Annotated in this window: 24 protein-coding genes; all 24 read left to right on the top strand. The window is 32.2% G+C overall.

The features are described 5' to 3' along the window. Positions 1 to 2 precede the first annotated feature (2 nt). The 24 genes from J2Z80_RS01610 (at position 3) to J2Z80_RS01495 (ending at position 23,356) form a co-directional block, all read left to right on the top strand. Positions 3 to 785, top strand: a complete 783-nt coding sequence (locus J2Z80_RS01610) for a type II secretion system F family protein (RefSeq protein ID WP_209452804.1) — start codon at positions 3 to 5, stop codon at positions 783 to 785. A gap of 13 nt (positions 786 to 798) precedes the next feature. Next, positions 799 to 1,254, top strand: a complete 456-nt coding sequence (locus J2Z80_RS01605) for a hypothetical protein (RefSeq protein ID WP_209452803.1) — start codon at positions 799 to 801, stop codon at positions 1,252 to 1,254. 159 nt (positions 1,255 to 1,413) lie between these two features. Further along, on the top strand, positions 1,414 to 2,322 hold the full coding sequence (locus tag J2Z80_RS01600; RefSeq protein WP_209452802.1) for a stalk domain-containing protein: 909 nt from the start codon (positions 1,414 to 1,416) through the stop codon (positions 2,320 to 2,322). Positions 2,323 to 2,391: 69 nt separating this feature from the next. Further along, positions 2,392 to 6,471 (top strand): DUF11 domain-containing protein, encoded by a 4,080-nt coding sequence (locus tag J2Z80_RS15265; RefSeq protein ID WP_209452801.1) that lies wholly within the window; start codon positions 2,392 to 2,394, stop codon positions 6,469 to 6,471. A 47-nt stretch (positions 6,472 to 6,518) separates the two neighbouring features. After that, the gene (locus tag J2Z80_RS01590) at positions 6,519 to 6,950 is read left to right on the top strand and encodes a hypothetical protein (RefSeq protein WP_209452800.1); all 432 of its coding nucleotides are present in this window, start codon (positions 6,519 to 6,521) and stop codon (positions 6,948 to 6,950) included. A gap of 79 nt (positions 6,951 to 7,029) precedes the next feature. Next, a complete protein-coding gene (locus J2Z80_RS01585) occupies positions 7,030 to 7,212 on the top strand; it encodes a flagellin (RefSeq protein WP_096231490.1) in 183 nt (60 codons plus the stop codon). Between the two features lie 31 nt (positions 7,213 to 7,243). Further along, positions 7,244 to 7,426 carry a hypothetical protein gene (locus tag J2Z80_RS01580; RefSeq protein ID WP_209452799.1) on the top strand — a complete coding sequence of 61 codons (183 nt, stop codon included), beginning with the start codon at positions 7,244 to 7,246 and terminating at the stop codon, positions 7,424 to 7,426. Between the two features lie 63 nt (positions 7,427 to 7,489). Further along, complete coding sequence (locus J2Z80_RS01575) at positions 7,490 to 7,684, top strand: hypothetical protein (protein WP_209452798.1); 195 nt, start codon at positions 7,490 to 7,492, stop codon at positions 7,682 to 7,684. A 42-nt stretch (positions 7,685 to 7,726) separates the two neighbouring features. Then, positions 7,727 to 8,143: a TadE/TadG family type IV pilus assembly protein gene (locus J2Z80_RS01570; RefSeq protein WP_209452797.1), complete on the top strand. Its 417-nt coding sequence runs from the start codon at positions 7,727 to 7,729 to the stop codon at positions 8,141 to 8,143. Between the two features lie 34 nt (positions 8,144 to 8,177). Next, the gene (locus J2Z80_RS01565; protein WP_209452796.1) at positions 8,178 to 8,666 is read left to right on the top strand and encodes a hypothetical protein; all 489 of its coding nucleotides are present in this window, start codon (positions 8,178 to 8,180) and stop codon (positions 8,664 to 8,666) included. Between the two features lie 11 nt (positions 8,667 to 8,677). Continuing rightward, the gene (locus tag J2Z80_RS01560; RefSeq protein WP_209452795.1) at positions 8,678 to 9,478 is read left to right on the top strand and encodes a peptidylprolyl isomerase; all 801 of its coding nucleotides are present in this window, start codon (positions 8,678 to 8,680) and stop codon (positions 9,476 to 9,478) included. An 11-nt stretch (positions 9,479 to 9,489) separates the two neighbouring features. Then, a complete protein-coding gene (locus J2Z80_RS01555) occupies positions 9,490 to 10,056 on the top strand; it encodes a hypothetical protein (protein WP_209452794.1) in 567 nt (188 codons plus the stop codon). 13 nt (positions 10,057 to 10,069) lie between these two features. Then, positions 10,070 to 11,155: a TadA family conjugal transfer-associated ATPase gene (locus J2Z80_RS01550; protein ID WP_349292565.1), complete on the top strand. Its 1,086-nt coding sequence runs from the start codon at positions 10,070 to 10,072 to the stop codon at positions 11,153 to 11,155. A gap of 2 nt (positions 11,156 to 11,157) precedes the next feature. Continuing rightward, positions 11,158 to 11,970, top strand: a complete 813-nt coding sequence (locus J2Z80_RS01545; RefSeq protein WP_209452793.1) for a type II secretion system F family protein — start codon at positions 11,158 to 11,160, stop codon at positions 11,968 to 11,970. 11 nt (positions 11,971 to 11,981) lie between these two features. After that, positions 11,982 to 12,776, top strand: coding sequence for a hypothetical protein (locus J2Z80_RS01540; protein WP_209452792.1), 795 nt, complete (start codon positions 11,982 to 11,984; stop codon positions 12,774 to 12,776). Positions 12,777 to 12,834: 58 nt separating this feature from the next. Further along, positions 12,835 to 12,996 carry a hypothetical protein gene (locus J2Z80_RS01535; protein ID WP_209452791.1) on the top strand — a complete coding sequence of 54 codons (162 nt, stop codon included), beginning with the start codon at positions 12,835 to 12,837 and terminating at the stop codon, positions 12,994 to 12,996. 51 nt (positions 12,997 to 13,047) lie between these two features. Beyond that, positions 13,048 to 16,671 (top strand): Ig domain-containing protein, encoded by a 3,624-nt coding sequence (locus J2Z80_RS01530; protein WP_209452790.1) that lies wholly within the window; start codon positions 13,048 to 13,050, stop codon positions 16,669 to 16,671. A 41-nt stretch (positions 16,672 to 16,712) separates the two neighbouring features. After that, the gene (locus tag J2Z80_RS01525; protein WP_209452789.1) at positions 16,713 to 19,199 is read left to right on the top strand and encodes a DUF6273 domain-containing protein; all 2,487 of its coding nucleotides are present in this window, start codon (positions 16,713 to 16,715) and stop codon (positions 19,197 to 19,199) included. Between the two features lie 69 nt (positions 19,200 to 19,268). Then, complete coding sequence (locus tag J2Z80_RS01520) at positions 19,269 to 19,451, top strand: hypothetical protein (protein ID WP_209452788.1); 183 nt, start codon at positions 19,269 to 19,271, stop codon at positions 19,449 to 19,451. A gap of 49 nt (positions 19,452 to 19,500) precedes the next feature. Continuing rightward, entirely contained in the window at positions 19,501 to 19,914 is a 414-nt protein-coding gene (locus J2Z80_RS01515) for a hypothetical protein (protein ID WP_349292564.1), read from the top strand. Then, positions 19,850 to 20,365, top strand: a complete 516-nt coding sequence (locus tag J2Z80_RS01510; RefSeq protein ID WP_209452787.1) for a hypothetical protein — start codon at positions 19,850 to 19,852, stop codon at positions 20,363 to 20,365. Before J2Z80_RS01515 ends, J2Z80_RS01510 begins: the two co-directional genes overlap by 65 nt. Before the next feature lie 13 nt (positions 20,366 to 20,378). Then, positions 20,379 to 20,972: an RcpC/CpaB family pilus assembly protein gene (locus tag J2Z80_RS15260; protein ID WP_209452786.1), complete on the top strand. Its 594-nt coding sequence runs from the start codon at positions 20,379 to 20,381 to the stop codon at positions 20,970 to 20,972. 15 nt (positions 20,973 to 20,987) lie between these two features. Further along, positions 20,988 to 22,496, top strand: a complete 1,509-nt coding sequence (locus J2Z80_RS01500) for an AAA family ATPase (protein WP_209452785.1) — start codon at positions 20,988 to 20,990, stop codon at positions 22,494 to 22,496. A 29-nt stretch (positions 22,497 to 22,525) separates the two neighbouring features. Next, entirely contained in the window at positions 22,526 to 23,356 is an 831-nt protein-coding gene (locus J2Z80_RS01495) for an AAA family ATPase (protein WP_209452784.1), read from the top strand. Positions 23,357 to 23,360: the final 4 nt, after the last annotated feature.

Genomic DNA, 23,360 nt, shown 5'->3' with positions numbered 1-23,360 from the left:
TAATGATTGATAAACTTACACAATTTTTAAAGCCTTTTGTAAACAAGAGAGTTTCTGAAGATTTTCTGACTTCAATGGATCGGAACATAAAGACAATAGCAGGTGTAGACATAACTTTGCCTGATACAAAAGGTTATCTTCAAGTCTTTGTTTTTCGTGTTAAAGACGTGTACGAAATGCTTTCTGTTCTTGCAGTGATGATATTTTTATCTGTTGTTTTTATTATGTTAGGTGTATTGAGGGGTATGGCAGCAAATGGTATTGTTATGGCAATTGCACTTATAGCATTGACGCTTTCAAGATATACAGGCAAACTTAAAAAGTTTAAAGATCAGTTTCAAAGAGAGCTTCCTGATGTAATAGATGCTATGCTTCAAGGCTTGAAGGTTGGAACGCCTGTTGAAAGTGTCTTGGATTATGTATCAAAATCTAAAAAGAGCATAGTTACTCCTTTTTTAAAAGAGATAGTTATGAGGATAAATGCTGGAGAATCTCTTCGTGATGCTTTAGACAATGTTTCACCAAAGACATTATCGCCTGATTTTCATCGTATAGCAAGGATTTTGTCAATGAGATCTCAAACAACAACAGATATAGTGAGTTCATTGGAAAGACTACAGGAAAACATGGAACTTGAGCTTGAAACAAAAATAATATCTATGGCAGAAAATGCGCCTATAAAATATACACTTCATATATTTGTAGGTTATGTAATTCCGTTTATACTTGTAATTGTGTATCCTCTGATATTGATGATATTCAAGTTCATGGGTCAGGTCAGTTGAGGAGGAACAAGGCATGTTAAAAAATGAGAAAGGTTCTGGTATGTTGTTTACAGTTTTTTATCTTGTAATAATATTTGGACTTTTGATTATAGGCGTTGATTTATTTTATCAGGTAGGAACAGAAAGAGCAAATATTAATACTGCGTGTGTACATTCATTAGAAAAGATCCAGTATTCTATATTAGAATCTCAAGACGGACAGAGCGGAAATGAGTATGATAATAAGCATATAGTTTCTAATTCATTGTACTTTGACAAGCAAAATGCTATAAACATTGTAACTCAAGTATTTAACGAATATGGTTATACTATTAATAACGTTGACGTTTCTTTAAATGACTATACTCTCACAATAACAGGTAACGTGGCATTAAAGACTAAAAATGTTTTAAACAAACTTACAAGAAATCAAACTTTATATGTACCTATAAATTACCATAGCAGGTTGTTTAAGAACTATCAAGAATAAGAGCAGGCTTGATGCCTGCTTTTTTTAATGCTCATTAAATTTTAGTACATCTAGATATTGACAAAACACATATATAGGTGTACACTATATCTTGTAAGGGAAAATGTTGTAAGACATAAAAGTTGTGGTAAAATATTATCAAGGGAGTGTGATGCACATATGAAGAAAACATTAAAAGTAGCATTAAGTGCATTGTTAATAAGTACAATGTTAATACCAGCAGCAAGCTTTGCAGATAACACATCAAATAGCGTAACATCAACATCTACGACAGCAAGTATAACAGCAAGTACTCCGGCAAGTACGCCAGCAGCAAGTTCACATCATATTGCAGGACTTCCTAATGAGCCTGTTTATGAATATAACCCAAATGTGTATATAGAAGGTAAAAAGGTTGACTTTAGAAATACACAGGAAATACAGGAGGTAAATGGAACATATCAGGTTGTAACAGTTAACAGACCTATATTGATTGTGCGTGGTCGTACAATGTTACCTTTGAGAGCCTTTATATATTACATTACTGATTATGTTAATACAGTTAAAAGTAATGTTGGTGGTGCTATTGGACCGTCAGATGTAGTGTATTGGGATCCTGGTTACAAATCAAACAGACCTGATGGGTTTGTAATTGATTCTGTAAGGTATGATAATACGTTAAGTTATCATTATAATGTGCCTGCTGATCCGTGGAAATTAGGCTTTTTTATAAGAATGCCGTATATAGTTAAAGCTACTTTAAAACCATATCACTACATCTTGTACAAAACAGATGTGCCACCTTTAATAATGGACGATGGTGTGACATACTTGCCGTTGAGAGCAGAAGCGAATGCTTTTGGCTACGGTGTTAAATTTGATCAGGCAACGAATTCAATATATATAAGCAAAAACTTGCCAATAGAATATGGCAGCGAATTCCAGAAGATCACTGATATTGTACCGCCTAATGGCATGATAAGTGGTAATGTAGGCGTTGTAAGTTTTGATGGAAATACCGGATCGTTAGAAACAGAAACATCAAAATATGGTGATTATACAACTGAATATGTAGAACCGTGGAAATAAGGCAGGAAATATCCTGTCTTATTTTTTTTGAGGACATAAGTCCTCTTTTTTTTATGGAGGTGATTCATTGTGATAAAAGACCTTCTAATATTTAAAGAAAGAAAGGAGGTGAAAAGCAAAACGAAAAAGTCAATACCACTAATGCTGTCAGGCATACTGATATTCAGCAGTATAGCGTATACTCCTGTAAAAGCAAAAGCGGATACTCCTGCAATATCAGATAATGGTACAACATACGTGACAGTCCATATTCACAGAGAGCTTACATCAGACGAATATCAGCAAATAATAGGCTCAGGCGGTGATCCATCACACTTTACAGACAATACTTTCTCAATAGATGATCTGATAAAAGCAGGTGCAGTGATACCTGCTGGAGAGAGCATAGTATCCGCAGAAGTGATAAAATCAACAAACGGACAGGCAAGAGTACTGTCAACATCAGACAGCGGATTGACAATAGAAACTGGGGGCGGAAATGTAGAACCTGATATGAATGATCTACAGTTTTCATGGGCACACATAAAGCACTACTATAACTATATGGCAGATTCATCTACTTTAATAGGTCAAGATGACTATAAAATGAAACCACGTACATTAGGATACAGTAAACTATTCATGCAAATATCAAATCCGCCTGGAATAAACAGTATATTAAAAAAGGCTAATGAAGATGTAACAATAGACGGAACAAATGATAATAAAGGCTGGCAGGTGGCAACGTTTGATGCAACCAGTATAGATCAGGCAGAATCAAGTACAACATATAAAAAAGACGGAATGCCTGTAATATTCCTAAATCCACATAAAGATTATACATCTCCTCAAGGATATGTAGAAAATTTTGTAAATGATGCACCGCCTATAAAAGGTGGAAATTATACAAATTATAAATCGTGGATAAAAAATAATGGCGATTTTTACTTTGGTGATGGCAAGCAAATATCAAATATGGAAGTTTATCCGCAATTTGACTTTTACCTTATGACAGAAGGCGAAACAGCAGTGTCACGATACGACACAAACTATGCTGCACTGTATTTTCCGCTTCATAAAGAAAGTAACGGGGAATATCTCTATTTAGGCAATCCGAATTCAGATAACGTACCAGAGGACTTAAAAGGACATGATTACAATCAATGGATACCAACAACATTAGCAGGACAGATAAGTCCTTTTGGAACGCCTTATGATTTAAAGTACGATTCAAGACCAGATAAGCAAATGTATTATCAGGTTCAGCCTAACAGACAGTGGGGTTCTAATGGCTGGTACTTTTTAAGATATGTATATGACGAAACAATAGGACAGTATATAGACTTAAATAGTATAAAACGTCCTAATGGGAGTTCTCCACAAATTATATATGGACCTGATGGAAAGCCTAATGCTCAAATAATAGGTGCATCATATATTCTTTTGCCACCGCAATACAAAGGACATAAAATAAAAGTCTTTGTATACAATACAGACGTAGGCTTTGATTTTGGCATTGATGTGCGTGTAATGAAGCCTAACAAGTACATTTTTGACACTGATGTAACGCTTAAAATAACGTACTCAAATGGCAGTGGACTAGTGATAACCAAGACAGTAGACAGACCTTTTATAAATATTGGAGAGAGTGACTACTATGAGGTAACAGTTAAAAACACATCTGATAAACCTGTAGACAATGTTGTTGTGACAGACCAAATGCCACAAGGGCTTAAATATGTAAGTATTGAACCTTCAATTGGCTATTACAGCGGATATATGTGGTATATAGGCACATTAGAGCCTAATCAGACTGCTATATTAAGAGCGGATGTAATTGCAGTAAGCAACGGTGAATACGTAAATAGTGCAGTAGTGAATGATAAGGCAGCTTCTGCAACTATATTTGTCGGTGATTATCAGGCAACAGGAAACTTGACAGTGTCAGAAATCCATACATTTGACCAAAACAACCATGATACAGCAATTATAAGCACGCCTCAATATATCCATATAGTAGTTGATACAAAATCACTTTATCAGTTTCATGGGACAGCAACTGCAAGACTATATATAAATCATAATTTAGTAAGCACTCAAATAGTAAACTATGATCCGTTTGATGAAAAGTCAGTCGATTTTGGTTCTTATTATTTAACAGGTACAGAACTGATAACAGCAACAATCGACTATAACAATCCAGTATATCAAGGCGATAATGATGGTTCTAAAGCAGGCGAAATGTTCCATGACACAGACAATGACAGACTTTTAAAAGAAACGCAGTATAAAGATAATGTCCTTAACAAGCAGCTTGAAGGCGGACAGCAAGAAGTTTCTGGAGGTACATTAGATGTAAAATTTGATTTTACAGGAACTACAAAAAATCCTTATAACAACAAGGACGAGGCTATGGTAGGTGACAACATAGGTACTGTAAATTATACAGAGGACTCAAATTGGGTTTATGACAGGTACATTGTTGAAAGCCTTAATCACTACGTTGCAGATAGCAGTCCGTGGGGTACACATCAGGAAAATCCAACAAGCCATAAGGTGCTTGTTGATCCAGAAATTGCGTCTTATACAGATAATTTTAATTGGTACTTGCCTACGAGCCCGTATCCAGGCGGACCATTGAATCAGCCTACTATAAGTTTCACTGCACTTCCAATAACACAAGGTTCAAGCGGATCAAGCACAAATTACTGGACTGATTATTACCAGTGGAACGTAATAACAGGTTCATATATAAATTCATGGTGGGAAGATCATGGATATTATGTAACACGTCATCGTACTGTATATGATAGTGATGGTACAAGTCACGAAGAAACGTATCATGTATGGCATCCTGTTCCTGTAAAAGTATCATCTGATCCTATAACATATCAGGATTTAGGCGATCCTGAATACACGTCAACTGGAGTGCAAAATTATCCTGTGTCATGGGGTCAAATAAATTTACTGCCAGTATCAGGTAAAAGGTATGATGATGACCATTATAAAATAGAAAGTTATTCATACGATATGTGGGTAACATTGACGGACTGGGATTATTATAAAAATCAAATGTACTGGTCATATATACCACAACATTTCGGCATGGATAAAAAACCGTTGAGAGTATATTATAACAATGCACCTGTAGCGTATTTTTCAATTATAGGTGATGTAAATGGCGTTAACAAAAATAATAAAATTTCTCTGCAAGACTTGTCATATGATCCTGATTTTGATCCTATCGTAGCTTGGAAATGGGATATAGACGGAAATATATTTTCTGACAAGACAGCAGCAGAGAATTATTTGAATACTGTTGTGGTAAATCAACCAGGATATCATCTAATAAAGCTATCGGTTGAGGACAATCCAACAGGCAGGTATTCAAGACTGAAGACAAGATGGTCTGACGTATACATGAAAACACTTCAGATATATCCTGAAAACAACTCTCCAGTGTCATATAAAGCACAAATAACATTTGACAGAGATGTGGTATATACGTTATGGCATCCGTCAGTACCTTCAATAGCAATAGACAGTGAGCAGCATTCATTCTTAAAGGTGCATGTGAAAGTAACTGATATAGGCTATTGGACGTATGAATACGGAGTAAATGGAGAGAAAATATTGAGATTTGTACCGCTTGACTTGACTAAAGTAGACGAACCTGAAACACTTGTGGTGCGTTATAAAGACGCAGGCAGGCAAACAATAATGCCTAAATACATTAAAAACCTAAAACAAGACAAAAACAGTTTTGAATATGATGCGTATTTTGAATATCCTAAAGCGGGACAGATTGACTTAAACGACATTTATTATGCTAATCAAGGCATAAGTCCGTATACAAAAGACACAAAGATGGTATTTCCATTTGAAGTAGAAAAGTACGGAAAAGTAGACACGCTTGTAAAAGACAATGTTGCAATAAATGCGTGGGATCCAACGTTTGCTAATCCTTCTGGACCTGATGTAACGTATTTTGAGCGTATACATGGACTTGGAATATCGCGTGTGGATCATTACTTATTAAAGGACGATAAATTATACCTTACAATGCAGCCTGATCCTTTAATGAAACCTGTGCCTTTTATTGGACGAAAAGATATGCAAATAGACAATAAACTTGAATATGATGTAGACCATCAGGTTTATCCTTACTAAATGGCAGGGTACTTAACGTATTCCTGCTATTTTTTTGAGGTGGTTATATGATTTTAAATGAAAAAGATAAGGAACTTCCTTCATCAAATTTAAACGTAGCCTTTATAGGACTTGCGCTTTATGCAGGTATCATTATTTCTGAAGTTTTTCTCCGCCATATAAGTTTTCATAATATGATTTTGCTTATGTTTTATCCTATAAAATTAAGCATGCCTGTAGCTGGAAATGATATGTTGGCAGTTGAGTTTTCATGGTTTGCGACTTTATCTATTTGTGTCGGCATTTATGATAAATTTTTAAATAAAATTTCTTATTATTTTGCGTCAATATTTGTATGGTATCAGCCATTAATATGGTTAATACGATACGTTATAAATACGCCGAATAGCTGGTTTTTCTGGATTGTTCCTTTCTTTGGACTTTTGTTCTTTTGGTTTCAGGGAATGGCACCAGATGAGTTTGATATGATGTATAAATAATTTTTTAGGCACTCTTTTTTGAGTGCCTTTTTTTTGTGCACGTAAAAGTGCCAATAAAAAATTTTTAGGAGGTAGTTTTATGAGTTTAACAGGTTTACTCAAAAAATCAAAGAAAGGTTCTGCTGAAATAGTTGCTTTTGCAATACTTTTAATCTTCATTGTGGTAGCAGCAGGACCGCAGATTAAACAGCTTGGTCAGACAGTTGTATCAGGTGTAACAAATACCAACACGCAGGTACAGCAGACTCTTGGCACAAATTAACAATAACACATAAAGTTTAGGAGGTGTTGCTATGAGTTTAACAAGTTTACTCAAAAGATCAAAAAAAGGCTCTGCTGAAATAGTTGCCTTTGCAATACTCTTAATCTTTATAGTAGTTGCAGCAGGACCACAAATTAAGGCTTTAGGGACAACAGTTGTTAATGGTGTTTCAAGTACCAACACACAGGTACAGCAAACTTTAGGTACTCATTAATTTTCATATGCACTCTTTTGTGAGTGCATTTTTTTTGAAAAATTTTTTTAAGGAGGTTTTAAAATGTTAACAAACATAAAAAACAAAGCTGTAAAATTTATGTCGGACAAAAAAGGTGCTGAAGTAGTCACAACAATTGCGATAATAGCACTTGCAGTAGCGATAATTCTTTTTATATTACCTTCAACAAGAGACGGGGCGATGAACTTTGTTTCAAAAGTATTCTCAAAATTAACAGACACAGCAGTAGGAAATTAAGGCACGTAAAAAGTGCCTTAATTTTTTTAGGAGGTGTGATTGTTGTTTAAAAAGTTTTTAAAAGACAAACGTGGTTCGGAACTTATAAACTTTGTAGTGTGGGTGCCATTATTGCTAATATTAACTGTTGTTATTTCGCAGATAGTTATAATAGGTTACGATCAGGTCATCGTACAGGAAACATCTCTTGTCGCTGCAAAGAGCGCAGCACAGAATCCTGATACAATAGAAGCTTCAGCACAGCAGGCAGCAGATGATTTTGCAGGCAAATTTCTTCCAAACTGGAGTGATAAATCAACGATAGATGTCAGTTATCCTAATACTGATCCAGGCAGTGAGGTTACAGTAACAATACATTATATATTTCCTAAATACGCATTTTACACAAATATTTTAAAGCGACCAAGCACTGATTATGTTAAAGGACAAAGTATGCAGATTATAGAGGAAAGACCGTGAGATAATGATATATTATTTAGGTGGTATTTTTTATATGCTGGTAAAAGTAATATATGTTTTTGACTTTCTGTTTGATATTTTAACAGCCTTTATTGAAATGTTTTTTAAAAGGCTTACTCCTGTATTTGTTTTGACTTTTGGAGAAATCAAACAGGGCATGAGTTTGAAACATTTATATAAAACTTACAGACGTTATGATTATTTTAAGAATAAAGATGTGATACGCAAAAATATTATAAATGATTATATAGGCTCTTTTAAGAATATAGCTGAAAAGAATAAAGGTAAAACTTATAAATTTATCACTAATATGTTCGTATATAAAAATGTACTTTTAAAGCTTGAACAAGAAAATATTTTAAAATTTAAAAGATTAGATGATACTTTAATGGTTATTCCTCAACCGTCAGAAAAACTTGTATTAATGAGTTCAATGACTGTATTAAAAAATTTGTTTAATCCTGATTTTTATAAACAGGTATTTAAGCGTGAATATGTATATGTTTATGAGTTGACTTTTTAGGAGGTGTAAATTTGAAAAAGATAATAATTGCTTTGCTTGCTATTATTGCTTTTGCAGGTGGCTATCTGATATATTACAATTCACTGCCTATTGCAAATGTGAATGGAGAAAAAATAACTGTTTATGAGTTTAAAAAAGCATTAGGTGCGACAGATAAAAAGATTCAAGGCGTTAAAAACCAAAAGATCAATGGAAAGACGTTTGAGGAAATATATAAAGAACAATTATTAAACAATATGATAAACGAAAAGTTGATGCTTAATAAGGCACTTAAAGAAGGAATTAAAGGCAAAAATGATGCTGATATAATAAATAAACTGATTGCAAAAGAAACAAGTTATGTAGGCGTATCTGATGATGAAATTAAAAAGTATTATGAACAGCACAAAAATGATTATATATATGCAGACATATACAGAATAGATTTAAAAGACGAAAAAGATGCTGATAATGTTTTGAACATGTTAAACGAAGGCAGTAACTTTTCTGATTTGGCTAAAAAATATTCAATAGATACTGCAACAAAGGATAATGGCGGTTTTGTTGGAAATCTTTCATTAAGTCAATATTCTGCAACAATAAATTATACTTTAACGACCAATGGTGTAACAAAAGTAAAACTTATGTCAGGTATATATGAGATAGTAAAGGTTGATAATGTAGGAACAAAGTCACTTGACAATGTCAAAGATTCCATAAGAGAAACACTTCTTGAGGTGAAACGGCAAAATGCACTTAAAGATTTTACTGACAGCTTAAGAAAGAACGCAAAAATTTCAGTTAATAATTTGCTATTAAATAATGTAAAGTGAGGTGTTGGAATTTGAAAAAAATAGTATACTGGAGTGCAGCAGAGCTGACTTCAAAAACAGAGCTTGCAATAAAAAGAGCTGAAAAGGAAAAAGGCAGAACGATCTTAATTGACTTTAAAGAGTTTATACCTGACATATATAGATATTACGGACTTGAATATAAGCCTAAAACAGAACTTATTGCAATGTATGAAGGCGGACAAAGTGACATATCTCAATTTCTTAATAAAAAAAATTCAATGTATGTTTTTACAGGTTTTGATAAGTATGAGTACATGAAATTTACTCCTGAACATATGGCTTATATAATAAGCGTTCTTGATTTTGATACGGCTGTGTTTGATGTAAATGCAGGTATATATTTTACTGATACTTATGTTGCCTTGAAATATGCTGACGAAATAAACGTGGTGATGGAACCTAATAATTTGTCTTATTACATTAATGCTGAAATGATAAAGTTTGTATGTGACAATTGGAAAATAGACAAAGCTAAAATGACAGGACTTATAGCAGGAAAACATGCAGACGTTGATAGCGCAAAAGAAATAACAGGTATAAAAGTTAAAAAAGTGTAAAGAGGGTGTTAATGTGTTAATAAATCCTTACGAAGTAGATTTAGATAAAACTCAAGATATTGACATAAAGGAAATAGCTGATAAATTCACTTATGAAAAATCAAAAGTGATAAATGATTATTCCAGCAATAAAATCAGTGAAGATGCATTGGATAAAGAAATTATTGCATTTTTAGCAGAAAAGAAAATATCAAGCGAAAAACTGAAAGATGTTAAGGATATGCTTTTTGGATATGGCATATTGCAGCCTTATATTGATGATCCAGATATTACTGATACATTAGTTAATGATCCTGAAACAATTTTCATAAAAAAGTACGGAAATAAAATGAAGGTAAATAAAAGCTTTAAGAGTGAACAGGAACTATTGAAATACTGCCAAAAAATAGTTGCAATGAACGGCGGTACAATAAATCAAAATCAAGCACAGGCGGTCGTAACAGACAGATTGAAAAATTTGAGGATTGTAGTCAGTTTGCCTCCTATTGCTGCGAAATCACCTACTATCTGTATTAGAAAGCCTTCTGCGTCGCAAAGCTTGTTAAATCTGGAGAAGTCAGGAATGTTTGACGGAAATACAAGAGAACGCTTAAAACAAATGGTAAAAGACTACAAGACAATAATTATAGCTGGCAAAGGCGGTTCAGGAAAAACTACTTTGATGGGTGCATTAATTAATGAAATTCCTTTAAATGACAGAGCGTTGTTGATACAGGAAACAATGGAGATCGTACCAAAGCATCCAGATATAATAACGCAGTTAGTCAGAATATCAGATAATCCTGAAGTCAAAAACTATACATTGTTTGATTTGACACGTGCAGCATTGTTGCAGAGCCTTGACAGGATTTTTATAGGCGAAATGAAAGATAAAGAAGCTTTTGACTTTTTTAATGCCGTTTATACAGGTCATAAAGGTTCAATGGCGACTATACATGCTAATTCAGCAGATGAAGTGATAAACAGACTTCTTTATCTGATGAGCAGAGCTGATTCAGATATGAAAGAAGATACATTAAGAGAAATGCTTGAAAATTCGCTTGACGTAATAATATTCCTTGAAAAATATAAAATTAAGGAGATAAAGGAGTTGAGATAATAATGATAATTGCTCTGATTCCTTTTGCAGCGATTGTTTTTTATGTGTTTTTAGATAATCTTGAAATAAAAGAAAACCGTATAACACATAAATTAGATTCTGTAATTAATGTTTTCGGTTTAAATAAGTATAAATTAAACGGTAAAACAGTTTTTGCAATTTTGATAGTTTTATTGATTGCTATTGTTTTAAAAATGCTTTTTACTCACTTTTATATGGGCATATTAGTTTTAGGCGTTGCAATATATGCTTTAAATTATGTACTTAATGTAGTTATAGAAAATAAAACAAAGAAAATAGATAAAATTTATTTAAATTTTTTAAATGTGTATACGAATTTTTTTAATACGTACAATAATTGTCCTGATGCTTTAAGAGAAACAGGAAAATATATCGGTGAACCTTTAAAAAGCATTATTAAGCGTAATATGCTTCTGTATGATACTTCGTCAAAAACATTTTTAGAGACATTAGATGCTATTAATAACAGTGTTTTAAATGCTGAATTTAGGAAGTTTGTGAGCTTTACGAAGATATATGAGAAATATGGCGGAAATTATAATGAAATATTAACTCATTTAAGAGAACAGGCTTTAAAAAATATGCAGATAAGAACTGAAAGAGAGTCAAATGCCACTACTGCAACTTTTGTAATAGGCGGAACAATAGCCTTAAGTTTACTTTCGCTTATAGGTTTAAATCAGATGGATATAGAAGTACTGACACATACAATACAAGGCTGGGCAGTTATTGGATTTAACATATTTGCTTATATTGCTGGTATATATGTAATTAAAAATATTGCGCAAAGCTGAGGTGATATGTTTTGTTTATAGTTTTAGTACTGCCTTTAACGATCCTTATATATGTGTTTTTAAGTTCATACAATGTTTTTGCAAATAAAAAGAAGTACGGTGATAAAGAAGATTTAAAGTTTAAGTACATGAAAGAAGATACCCGCTTAAAAATCAATAAAAGGCTTGAAAGACTTGATTATCCTTTTGGTATGAACGCTGATAAATATGTACTTTATAAATTTATTTTAACAATATTTGGTTTATGGTATGTGTATATGAATAAAGTTCAAGGAATTCAAGCGATCATATTTATAATTGGTATGTTCTTTTTAATTGATATTTATTTATACTTAAAAGAGCATGATATAAAAAATATTGTAAAAAAAGAGCTGCCTACAATAGTAGACATATTTGAAATTGGTTCTACAACAAACATGGACTATGGTGATGTTCTTTTGATATGTGCAAATTCAGTAAAATCGGACTGGCTAAAGAGAAGGCTTAATAAAATAAGTGCTGAATATTTTGTCAGCAAAGATAAAGACAAAATGATAAAATCACTGAAAAACCTTGCAGATATATATGAAATAGATGTATTTGTAAGTGCACTTGAACAGAAAGATGTTACTGGCAGGTCAAAGGAAATGCTTCAGGCTTTATCACAATTAATGTTTAGTTCAGTAATAGCACATGCTCAAAAAGAAAATAAAGCGTCAGATTATAAGGTCATGGTTGCTGTATTTTTAATTACTGTTGGTATTTTTGCAATATACATGACTTCATATATGCCTGAACTTATGAGTGGACTTAAAACAATATTTTAAGCACGTTTAAAGCGTGCTTTTTTTATTGTAAAAATTTAAAAAATGGAGGAGATATTTTATGAGTCAAAAAACTAAATGGTATGTATTAATGGGTCTTGTTGCTTTTATAGGTGCATATGCTTATGTTGCACCACATGTGTCAGTTACAATATCAAGAATTGTTGTTGCTTTATGGGCATTAGGAGTGCTTGCTGTTGCTTTGATTAAACGTAAAGAATAAATATTAAGGACAGGTGTTGAGCCTGTCCTTTTTTGTTTAGGAGGTGAGAATGTGAAAATTATAAATACATTAAAGGAAAATAAAAAATATTTTATTGTATCTTTATTTGTCTTGTTATTTATTGCAATTTTGATTTTTGCTTATGCAAGTAGTAGCCTTACATTAACTGCAACGCCTAATTCACAAGGAAATTATATTCATTTGCAGTGGAATGTACCTGATAGTACACAACCATATACCTATATGTTGTATATGAAAAAACCTGGTGATACTAGTTTTCAAACTATACCTGCGAAAAGTCAAGTTAAAGTTTTAAATGTATATCCACCTTCTGCTTATACAGTATCGTTTTCTGGAAATTGGACAAGGGTAAGCGGATATGGCTATAACAGTCAATATGGATACGAAAGTACTAATCATACAAATAATTCTACATCTTCAACATCTTTAACAGTAAATATGCCATCATCTGGAACAATATCTTTTTGGTATATGGTTAGCAGTGAAACTAATTATGATTTTATTCACTTCTATATTGACGGACAGGAAAAACTTAAAAATAGTGGCAATTTAGGCTGGCAACAAGTATCATTTTCTGTATCAGCAGGACAACACACGTTTACATGGTCATATACGAAAGACTATTCAGTAAGTCTCTATAATGATACTGCTTATATTGACAATGTTAGTATAACAGGTATAGGTACTTTTACGTTTGAAAGTTCAGAGTCACTGCAAATAGGTGCACAGCAAATACCTAATATCACATTTACGAACTGGCAAGGGCAAACATACACGTTGCCTAAATCAGCGTCTTTAAAAATGTGGATGGAACAGCCAAATAGTGATGATCCTAAAGGCTATGGTAAAGGCTTAATAAGTGTTGATGCAGTATCTATAACGGATTTTAACAGTAATCCCTCTGCATATCTTAAAAATTCTGATGGATCTTGGAAGTATGATGTTGTATATTTTGGTGCTTGGGACAGTAATAATGGTTTTGATATAGGAACAAATGCTTTGTCTTTAATTGAAAGTTTTGTAAATAATGGTCGGGGATTATTGTTAGGACATGACACTGCTCAATATGGTGCTGGACTCACATATAATCCAACTCCTTATGTTAAAAATTTCAACAAATTAGAAAGTTACTTAAACATAACAGATATACCATCTGAATATACAGGAATGGCTTATCCAAACTTACCTGTTCAATATCAACTTTGGGGAAGTACAAAAATAACAATAGGTAAAAAGGGACTTCTAACAAACTATCCATGGCAAATTGGAGATATAGGTACTGAACTTACCATTCCTTATTCTCATACAGGATGGGTAATTGCAAATGGTGATAACTGGTTGTATTATTCAGATGATCCTTGGGTTCAAACACAATCTTCTCAAACTGCTAATGCTTATATAGCTAATCCAAATTATAGAATGAATTATTATTTAACAACATGGAACAATACAGCAATGATAGAAACAGGTCATAGCAACGGATCAGCAACGCCTGATGAACAAAAAATACTTGCAAATACTTTATTTTACCTTGCGCAGGTAACCGACCAAACAAGTTGGGACGACCATATGGGGCAAGATTTAACATCACCAGATAAACCTAAAATAACGAATATCCAAAAGAATGGTAATAATATTAATATTACTCTTTCTGATAATGATGAAGGCACAACATATAGTTATTATGTAGAAGCAACTGGAATGAACAATGGTATAAAAATAGATTCTAATACGGTAACAACCACAATAACATCAGGTATAAAAGGTTATTCAGTCGTAATAGATAATAATCCTAATACTGTTCCTGATAATACTATTGATACAACAAGTTCCAACTTTTCAACCACATATTCAGGAAGTAATTTTTATGTACGCGTAAAAGCTATTGATAATGCAGGTAATGTATCTGATGTATATACGTATTGTTATTCAAAACCATTTATTACAGCAATTCCAGTGCCTTCTCAAAACGCTATACAGCTCAATTGGGGTATAAATGATACTTCGCAGACGTATTCGTACATGGTATATAAGAAAGATATTAATGATTCTGATTTTCAAACTATACCTGTTAAAGATCATTTAAAGGTTTTAAATATATATCCACCTGTAGATCAAACAATAACATTTACGAACTGGCAAGGACAAATTTATACTTTGCCTAAATCAGCGTCTTTAAAAATGTGGATGGAACAGCCAAATAGTAATGATCCTAAAGGTTATGGTAAAGGTTTGATAAGTGTTGATGCAGTATCTATAATAAACTTTAATAATGATCCTAATAAATACCTCAAAAATTTTGATGGCTCTTGGAAATATGATGTTATATTTTTGGGCGCATGGGATTGCAATGGTGGTAGAAATTTAAATAATGATTCTGTAAATGCAATATTAAATTTTATAAATGCTGGCAGAGGAGTTCTTGCCGGACATGATACTATTGGTTATAATTGGGGAACAAATAATGGATTAGGACAAATTAGAGATAAGTTTAATATTAAAGTAGGATACTGGGGTAATTCGGATACACCAACTGATAATGGTTTTCACTATTATGGTGGATATTTAAACACTAAAATTATAATAAATAAAAAAGGACTTCTAACAAACTATCCGTGGCAAATTGGAGACGTTGGAACTGAATTGTCTGTACCATTATCTCATAGTACATCTAACTTTGCTTTTGGTGATATTTGGATGGTATATCCAGAAACCAAATGGAGTGGTTCTAATTTTCCTGATTATTTAAATAAAAATGCTAATTTTTATTTAACAACATGGAATAATACAGCTATGATACAAACAGGACATAGTGATGGTAATGCAACACCTGATGAACAAAAAGTGTTAGCAAATACATTATTCTATCTTGGGCAAGTAACAACAAATACAAGCTGGTTAGACCATTCAGCTCAAGACTTGACACCTCCTGATACAGTTAGTGGCATAACAGCATCACAAAAAGACAATCAGATTAATATAAGTTGGAATGTTCCAAAAGACAATGGAAACACGTATGAATACTATGTGCAGGCAACAGGCAATTCTGATAATTTAAAAAGAATATCTGACACAGTAAGTGCAACAATTACAACAGGATTAAAAGGATATTCATATATAATAGACCAAAATCCTAATACAGAACCTGATAATACTGTAGATACAACATCAAATAATATAACAGTATCTATCAATAAAGAAGGGAAATATTATCTTCATATAAAAGCAATAGACAATGCAGACAATGCGTCTCAAACAGTACACTATCAATTTTATGTAGAATCACCAGTAACAATATCACCTAATATGCAAACAACGTATGCGGCAGGACAAGCAGTAAAGATTAATGTAACCACAACAGGTCCAGTGTATAGAATAACAGCACAAATGTGGTATTCGTCAAATGAATATTCTTCAACTGGAATAACTGATCTTGTAAGTGGTAATGGAAGTTGGCATACAAGACAAAACAGCTCTGAAGGATATGACACAGTTGTAATAATTCCTAAAAATACTCCAAATGGAACGTATAATATAATCATTACGGCATACGCAAGGTATCCTGACAGTACAGAAGATACGAAATCAATAACAATACCAATAACAGTTAAGGGGACTATATATGACTACTATCATAGCGAAATTAACAATTAGACAGGTTTAACACCTGTCTTTTTTGTAATGAGGTGAAAATTATGATACAGAAAGGCAAAATATTTATATCTTTTTTGCTGATTTTTGTTTTCTTATCCACGATTTCAAAAGCTAATACAATGACTCAAAATAATATATTATTACTATCTCCAAACGGTGATAAAATAACTTATGGCAGTTCATATTGGCAAACAAGCAATATAAGAGAATGGTTAAATAGTGCAGAAACAGTTGTTAATTATACTAATCAAAAACCTTCATCTGATAAATTAGGTAACTATGCTTATGATACTGAACCTGGTTTCTTAAGTGAATTTACACAAGATGAAATTAATGCTATTGCTGTCACTGCACATAGAGTGCCTATATCAGTTGATGATCAATCAGTTTCTAATGGTGGAAATGCTCAAATGCCTCTTAACTTGATGTCAGGACAATCAATAAGTTTTTGTGTGCCAAATATACTTACAAGTTGGCAGTCATATATATACCAAGTAGTAAATGATAAAGTATACTTTTTATCTCCTTATGAGTTGTATTTATTTGTACAAAAGAGAGGATTTTCATTGAACAGGTCAGTAACTAATGCAGTTAAAAATAAATATAACTATCTAAATGGAAATATTCCATGGTGGTTAAGCGGTGGTGCTGCTTCTTTAAGTATTGAATACTCATATATATTAAGTTCATCTATCGCAGTGACCACGACACGTCCAAGTTCTGCGTACGGTGTAGTTCCAGTTATCAATCTAAAGCCTGATTATAAATTAAGTAATGGTGAACTTGCAAGCAATTTAAAAATTGGAGAAACTGTTACTTTTGGAAGACATTTAGGCGAAAGTATAAATTGGATTGTTATAAATAAATTAAATGGTTATCCTATGTTACTTGCAGAAAATGCAATAGATATAAAACCTTTTGATGCGCCAGGTGATTATTCTTATGCGTATTCTAATCATATAAATTTTCCGAGTGCTGATATTAGTTATATAAATCCTGTTTATGTCAGTACTAATGGGAGTTCTGATACAACGCCTCCAGTTATAACGATATTAAATGAAGATCAATTAAACACTAGGCAAAATGGCAGTTTTACGATAAATTTATCGATTACTGATGATTCAGGTGTTTCTTTTGTACAATTGCCTGATGGAAGTAAAACAACTTTTACAAATATATCTTATACCATAACTGCTAATGGAACGTATTTATTTATTGCTTCAGATATTAATGGAAATTATAAATATTTAACTGTTCCTGTCAGCAATATAAATGTACCGCCTTTTGTAAATATAAGTTCTTCAGCTAATGGTTGGACAAATAAAGATGTAACTGTGAATATAAGTGCTTCAAATGATGTAGGTTTAGATGCTTCTTCAATAATACAAAGTGGTAGAGATTGGAATGGTTCTATATGGGCTAATTATACGACTTATAAGGGAAAACAAGTGCATATAATGGCAGATGTTGAACTTGTAAATGCTACACAGGACGTTGGAAATTATAAAGCAGGTATAGGTTTTTCGTATTATTATACATGGAAAAATGGTGATGAGTATCAAGAAGCCAAAACATGGCAATATGCTTATCAAGTACCATTAAGCACGTTACAATCTCAAGGAAAACAACATATAGACGTGATTTATACTATTCCATCAAATTATTTTCAGGATTTACAACCATGGACACAAATTGATATACCATTTAATTTACAAGGTGTTTATACCATTAAATGGACTAACGTACATTATGAGCTTTTAGATAATTCTGATTTTGCAATTAAAGAAATAATACTTCCTAATGATCAAATTGTATATCAAAATTCATATACGGATACTTTAACAAAAGAAGGTCAATACACATATACAGTTATTGATAATCATGGCGCAACAACACAAAAGACTATAACAGTGTTAATTGATAAAGTTCCTCCAACATTAAATATTTCAGGAATACCTTCTACATTAACAAATTTGATAACATTGACAATATCAGCTTCAGATGATCGAAGTGGAGTGGCGTATATAACACTTCCAAACGGTAGTACAACAACGAGCACCTCTACAACATTCAATATAAGAGCTAATGGTTCATATACATTTAAAGTAACTGACAATGCAGGCAACATAACAACACAGACAGTAACCATAAACACAATTAACAATGTATCATATAATAATATGAATACTGTTTATAAAGCAGGTCAAGCTATAATTATTGACATTAATTGTGATAGTAATGTAGACAACGTAACTGCACGAATGTGGTATGCTAACAATGAATTTATTGATTCAAATACTACAAACTTAATTAAAGGTTTAAATGGTGAATGGCACACAGCACATAACAGTTCTGAAGGATATGATAAAGTAGTAATAATACCTAAAGATACGCTTGATGGTACGTACAATATAACAATAACAGTTTATAAAACTATTAACGGAACAACTTATACGCAATCAATAATAATACCAATAACAGTAAAAGGAACGATATATGATTACTACCATAGCGAAATTAACAATTAAGCAGGCTTAATGCTTGCCTTTTTTTATGTGCACATAATAGTGCATAAAAAATTATAGGAGGTAATTTTTATGAGTCTAACAAACATACTTAAAAAGTCAAAAAAAGGTTCTGCTGAAATAGTCGCTTTTGCAGTGCTCTTAATCTTCATTGTGGTAGCAGCAGGACCTCAGATTAAAGCTTTAGGTGCGACAGTTGTTAATGGCGTAACAAATACTAACACTCAAGTACAGCAAACTTTAAATACTCATTAATTATTGCACTCCTTTTGGAGTGCTTTTTTCTTTGGAGGTGATAAAGATTGTGAAAAACAAAAAAGGAAGTGCTGAAATAATTGCTTTTCTTTTGATTTTACCATTTTTGCTTTTGCCATTATTTAATTCACTGCAAAACTATATAGCTTTAAACAGGAGTGATGCTTTAAAACAAGTTACAAGACTTGCAATATTAAGGGCAGAAACGGACGGCGGTTTAACGCCAGATGATGTCACCGAAATTATGAATACGCTTCAAATGAAAGGCTTTGATACAAGTAAGGTACACATAGATTATACGCCAGCACCAGTGAATTATGGAGGTGAGGTATCAGTGAGGATACAATACAGCACACAAATAACAAGCTTTACTATTGGGTTAGGAGGTCTTATGAAAAATGTTCAAAATATTACAATGGCATACGGACCAATCACATCCATCAGCAAGCATTATCAAAGATAAAAAAGGTTCTGCTGTGTTGATATTTGCACTTTTAATAACAATAATTCTCTTGCTTGCAAATATAGCTTATGTAAATTACAGAGTGTTATTAGCAAAAAGAGATATGGTCGATGATGCAATTACAACATCGGCGTTAGCAACATTAGCATACGCAGATCCAATACAGATGGCATACGGAAATATAGTATTTAACGGCGATCCTAACACATTCTATAACTTTTTAAACAAACAGCCAATGAGCCAATATATAACCATTAATAAGGTTGACTTTTCATATAATAATGCTTCACCTTCTAATCCAATGACAGCACCTAATGGTGTAGTTGTAACAAAACCGTCTATTTATATTGACGCAACCGCTAATGTAACAAATGTTTTAGGCAAACCTGTATCTTTCAGGATACAAAAAATAGTTGATGTTGATTATCAATTAAATACAAATATTAATTAAAGGAGTTGGTAATGTGAAAAAAACATACATGATGTTTATTTCAGCAGTTTTGGCAATCTTGATAGTAGGAGGTGAATATTTATATTTAACAGGTCAACAGAAAATTGTTAATGTCGTCATAGCAACACAAGACATAATGCCTAATGAACCTCTGCAAGGTAAAACTGCTATTGTGAAAGCCTATTCAACAGCAAGAAATGTGCTTAACAGCCCTAAAGGCTATGCAGCAGTTGAAATAAAAAAAGGTTCTTTAATAACTGATGAAATGATAAAAAATCAATCGTATAACAGTGATTTAAAAAAGGTTGCCGTAAAGGTTGATTTAGCAAGTGCAGTAACAGGTTATGTCAAACAAGGTTCCTATGTTGATATAGGCTTTGAGCCTAAACAAGACAACGGACAGCCTTCGTCATTACAGCCAGGAATTATATTAAAGCATGTACAGGTTCTTACACTTCTTGATAATAACGGACAAGAGATAGGACACAGTACAAATGCCTATGCTAATTCTACTCCTGCAAGTGCAGTTCTCTTAATGTCAGATGATGATGCTGTCAAACTTAAAAATTATGAAAGTCAAGGGTCAATATACTTTATAGCATATTAAAAAGGAGTGATAAATTTGTTAATATCAATATTTTCACCAAAAGGTGGAGTAGGAAAAACAACCTTAACATTGTCACTGGCAGAATGTATATCAAAGGAGAAAAAAACATGTGCAATAGAGTTTGATTTTTCTCCTGGAGATTTTCCTGCTACATTGGATGTCGATAAAAACAAAAATATATTAAAAGCAATCAATTTCGGCATAAATGAAACAATCCAAAGACCTTATAAGCAAAACTTTGATGTGATTGCAGGCGGTTATCCAGATACACATGAAAAAATAGATTCGGACAAACTTAATAAGCTTATAGATGAACTTATTAATGAATATGAAGTTGTTATATTCGATATACAGCCAGGTTTGATAAAAAACAGTGTAGATATTTTAAAACGTTCAGACAAAATTTTAATAATCATGGAAGATAACATACCTGTATCAGTTAGAACTGCACGAATACTTAATTGGGGTATGCAAAACAATGCAATAGACATAAATAAGGTTAATATAGTCGTAAATATGGCAAAAGGAAATTTAAAAAATATTCCTAATGATGTTGTAAAATATGTCGTGCCATATCTTGGCAATAAGATTACATTCCAGTCTAATACATTGTTAAAACAAATGTCAGGACTTGTGGATGTAATTTTAGAACGTAACAAAAAAGGCTTATTTAAGAAATCGCAGAAATCTGTTGACGTAAAAGATATTGAAAGATTTGTGCAGGAAAAAATACAAGAAATTCTTGAAGATGATACTTCAGAAGAATTAAATATCACCATTAACAATAATGAAAATGTTGCTATTGTTCAGAGTGAAGAGAAGGAGGCATGTAAATTGGTATACATCAAAACAAATATTGAATCGCTTAATAATGTGCTAAAAAATGAAATATCAAATAATGAAAATATAGAAGGTATAACTGATGACTTTAATAAATGCAGTGTTGCAATAGTATCAGCAAGTTCAAAAGAAGAAATTGACAAACTTGTTGACAGTAACAAAAATCTTGTGCTTTTCTTGTCGCCAAATAGAAATGATTTGAGAGAATATGCACTTGAAAAAGGTATCAAATATGTGTATGTTGGTGAGTGCTCTATTTCTGATATTGTTTATGTTGCAGAGAATATGATTGGAAAACCACATGAAGAAAACTTGCTTAATAGTGTCTTAAATAATGAAAATAAAACAAAATCAGAAATACAACCAGAAACAAGACAAGAGATGAAACCAGAAGTAAAGCAAGAAATAAGAACAGATACACGATTAGAAATAAATCCAGAAATAAAGCAGCCAGATGCTATGACATTGGAAGAAATAACTGTATTAGTTGGCAACTATGTAGAAAAAAGGATTAATGAAGAAAAAAGCAAAATGACTGCTGAAATAAATAATTTGCGTCAGGAAAATGAACAATTAAAAGAAAGTTTGGAACTAAAGAATAAAGAAATTGAGGCATTAAAGAGTGATTTGGACAGAAAGAAAAAAGCAGTGGAACAGTTTAAAGAACTATTATCAAGTTTTTAGAAAGGGGGATAAGGCATACCGTAAAAGGTATGCCTTTAAAAAATATGAAGCTTTTAGTGTCAACTAATGTTGAAAATATAAAAAAACTTAAAGAAAAGAATATTGATGTTGCTGTGTCAAAAACATCTGCACAATTAAAACTTGAAGCCAAAAAATATGATACCGTAATTAAAGATAATATAGACGTGAATTTTGATAATATTATAGAAATCAAAGATTATATAAAGAATTTTAATGCTGATATTAAACCATTTAAACAAGAAGTAATTTCTGTGTATTCACAAAAAGGCGGTTTAGGGAAAACAACTCTGGTAAAAAAGTTCTCAGAAAGTTTTCAAAAGACGTTAAAAGTCTTGATTATAGACTTAAATTTTTCTGATGGCGGTTCTGATTTGAGCTATATGCTTAACCTTCCTGTTATTCCACATGTAGGAATGTATTTGAAAGATAAAAGCAAAAAAGGATTTATGGAAAATCTCGTTCAATACAAAGATAATATATTCGTTATGCAAACTCCGCCTAAAATCAATTTGATAGATGACATGACAGATAAAGATATTATAGACATTATAACTTATGCAAGAAGTGAATTTGACATAATACTGTTGGATCTGCCTAACAGTAGAAATTCTTTTGTTATGACGGCTTTAGAACAATCTACAAAAATTGTGGTTCTTTCATTAGGTTATCCTTCCGAACTGAAACGTATTAAAGAAAATTTGAATGGATTAAATTATATTGTTATATTTAAAAAACCTGTGCATGGATATAGGGAAATTGCAGATACGTTAAACATGCCTTATATAAAGGTTAATGATCTTGACGTATCTTCCATTTTACCAAAAATATTGAAAGGGTGATTTT

The organism is Thermoanaerobacterium butyriciformans (assembly GCF_017874545.1).
GTDB classification, from domain to species: Bacteria; Bacillota; Thermoanaerobacteria; order Thermoanaerobacterales; family Thermoanaerobacteraceae; genus Thermoanaerobacterium; species Thermoanaerobacterium butyriciformans.
The sequence above is the reverse complement of the archived record's forward strand: the minus strand, read 5'-3'. Positions and strand labels throughout refer to the sequence as shown.